This window comes from Kitasatospora sp. NPDC058406 (assembly GCF_042722765.1).
Taxonomy (GTDB): Bacteria; Actinomycetota; Actinomycetes; order Streptomycetales; family Streptomycetaceae; genus Kitasatospora.
Window position 1 is genome coordinate 1 of sequence record NZ_JBHXKE010000459.1, and the last position, 2,842, is coordinate 2,842.

The 2,842-nt window shown below is 70.7% G+C and carries 2 protein-coding genes and 1 pseudogene; 2 read left to right on the top strand and 1 reads right to left on the bottom strand.

Annotated features, from left to right (window positions below; all coding sequences use genetic code 11):
* Nucleotides 1–196: 196 nt before the first annotated feature.
* Complete coding sequence (locus ACFWOG_RS40460) at nt 197–1,192, top strand: polysaccharide deacetylase family protein (protein ID WP_380364707.1); 996 nt, start codon at nt 197–199, stop codon at nt 1,190–1,192.
* Between the two features lie 327 nt (nt 1,193–1,519).
* Here the strand turns inward: ACFWOG_RS40460 and ACFWOG_RS40465 are convergent, their stop codons facing one another.
* Nucleotides 1,520–2,230, bottom strand: a complete 711-nt coding sequence (locus tag ACFWOG_RS40465; protein ID WP_380364710.1) for a transposase — start codon at nt 2,228–2,230, stop codon at nt 1,520–1,522.
* A 353-nt stretch (nt 2,231–2,583) separates the two neighbouring features.
* On the opposite strand from ACFWOG_RS40465, the pseudogene ACFWOG_RS40470 reads away from it, so the two are divergent.
* Nucleotides 2,584–2,842 (top strand): annotated as a pseudogene (locus ACFWOG_RS40470) (hypothetical protein); the annotation flags it as partial.

The window sequence follows — 2,842 nt, forward strand, 5'->3', positions numbered from 1 at the left end:
AGTGCGGTCAGGGCCAGTGGACTCTTTCCACGTGAAGCATTTCGGCGAACTCCGCTGCCTCTGAAGCCTCTTCGTTCGCGCGACATGCCGTCCAGACGATTCCACCCGACCTATCCGATGTCGACCGGCGTGCTGTCGGAGGTCGCCCGGCTATCCGGGCCACCCCGCCGCCCGGTCAGACTCCCAAGGGGAGAGCATGTTCCACCACCTCACACGCAGCACGGTGCTGAGCGCCACCGTCGACCTCGTGGCCCTCCAGGCGGCAGCCACCTGCTCCAGCACCGGCTCCCGCTCCGACACCCCTGCCGGCGACAGCACCGGCAGGTCGGCGCCGTCGCGGCGCGCCCGTTCGCGCCGCCCCTCGGCCGACCGGGCCCGGCGCAGTGGCCTGCTCACGGCATGCGCCGCCCTGCTCGTCGCCACGGTCACCGGGTGCGGCACGGCACAGAGCGACACGCTCGGCCCGCTCATGGGACCAAGCACGCCCGGGGCCACACCGGCGAACGGCGCCGCCGGCGCGCCCTCGCGCTCGACCGTACCGAGCGCTCGCCCCGCCCCGACCCCCTCCACGAAAACGACACCCCCGGCGAAGCCGGCCGCGCTGGTCCAAACCACCGCGCACGGTGGCCGCACGGTCGCGCTCACCTTCGACGACGGCCCCGGCCCCGCGTCCGCCGACGTGCTGGACGTACTCGCGCAGTACGACGTCAAGGCGACGTTCTGTGAGATCGGCCCGCAGGCCACCGCGAACCCGACGATGGTCAAACGGATCCTGGCCGCCGGCCACCGGCTGTGCGACCACACCGTCCACCACCTCCAGCCGTTCGCCCAGCTCTCCCACGACCAGCAGGTCCAGGAGATCGGACCCGCCAAGGACATGATCGTCCGGGCCGGCGGACCAGGCACCCAAGTGCCCTGGTTCCGGGCTCCCGGCGGCGGCTTCACCTCCGCCAACGAACAGGTCGCGGCCGCCGCCGGCATGCGCTCGCTCACCTGGACGGTCGACAGCCTCGACTGGACCAGACCCGGCGTCGCCGCGATCATCGCGAACGTCCAGCGCGAACTGCGCCCCGGCGCAGTGGTGCTGATGCACGACGGCGGCGGCGACCGCACCGAGACAATCGAGGCACTGCGCCAACTCCTGCCCTGGCTCAAGGCCCAGGGATACACCTTCGACTTCCCCGCCGCATGACGATCCCGCCGGCACGCCCAAGAACAGTCGCAGCCCATCGCGTACGGCGAGCCGCAGCGCCCAAGTGTGGAGCAAATCGCGGCCCGGTCCTCCACGCGGATCGCCCGCGTCCGTCGTAGAGGTAGTTCCAGGACACCCGGTCGGGGTTGTGGCGCTCCCCGCGCGGCAGGGAGGTGTAGACGGCCTCGACCAGGTGCTCCGCGGGCAGCATCCCTCGACCTGCCAGGCGAGTGTGGATGCCGGACAGCACCTGACTGTCGTGGGTGGTGGCCGCAGCGGTGGCGACATCCGTGATCACGTTGGGGCCGTCGGGAGCACAGGTCTCGGTCAGATGGGCAGCGAACCCCTTCCAGCTGATGATGTGCCCGTGCTGTGCATAGCGGGCCGAGGTGTCGTAGGGCGAGACGACCGCCCGCGACGACGGCGGCAGTCCCGCCCCGCTTTCCTTCTCGGCGGTGCGCCAGCGAATGTGCCCGGCGGCATGTGGTGGTAGTTCTGCATCATGATGTGCCGCAGAGCCTGGACACGAGTACCGGACACGCGGACCGCTCCGTGCCGGTGGAGGTGCTCCAGGAGCCGGACGGCGTCGTTTCCGGTGGTAGGAGTCCGGGTCATGGGCCTGGTGGGATTCTTTCCCAGGCCAACCGGCCGACCGTAGCGGTGCCCCCAGTCCGCATCGACCAGTTCGTCCAACAGGTGCCGGGATATGCGCGCGACTTCTTCGAGTGCGGCGCGAACCGCCTCGGTGACCAGCTCCAGGCGGGTGAGGTCACACACCGCGGCCAGGACGTGGGTGGAGTCGGCGCGCTGTGTGGTGCGCTCGCGCACCAGTCCCGCCTCCTTGAGCCGGGCCCGTGCGAGGTCCAGGAGGCAACCGGCACGGCCGTCCTCGGCAAGACGATCACGGAAGTCGGTCAGCACGCTGTGATGGAAGCCAGGATCGTCCAGCTCCATGGCCAACGCATATTTGAAGTCGATGCGGCAGCGGACCGCCTCAGCGACCTGCCGATCCGACAGACCGAGCACGCACTGCAGCACGCGCGTCCGAGACAACATCTGGGCGACCCGTCCGGTCACCGAGGCCGGTCGGGGGCAACAGCCTCGCTGACCGGACACTGTCCGGCGGCGTCCGGCCCGGCTTCCCCGGAGGCACCCACCAGGCCCGTGGGCAACTCTGTGCGACGTACCACGGAGTCGGGTACCAGGCCGGGATCCACTCCGCAGGACTTTCACTGGTGTGTCAGGGCGCCTTGCGGTGAGTCCGGCGGGTGGCCCTCCTCAGGCGGGCCCGGTAGATCACGAAAAGTCCGGCGATCAGCAATGCACTCCCAACGGCAAGGACGACCGAGGTGCGGTTGGAGGAGCCGGTCTGCGCCAGGGAGTGGTCATCGTTGTCCGTGTCCGTGTCCGTGTCCGGTTCGGCCGGGACCTCATCAGCCGACTCGGAGGTGGATCCGGCCGCTGCCGGGCCGTTCGCGGTGGCCAAGGGGGAGGTCTGCGCAGAGGGCGGCTCCTGGGCCGACGCCGATGCGGAGGGGCGGGCGGGCGGGGGCGACAAGGCGGGCTTCGGGGATGTGGCGGGGACCGGCGTGGCTGAGGACGGCACGACGGAGGACGGCACGGCCGTCGGGCTGCCGAAGGCCGGGGAGA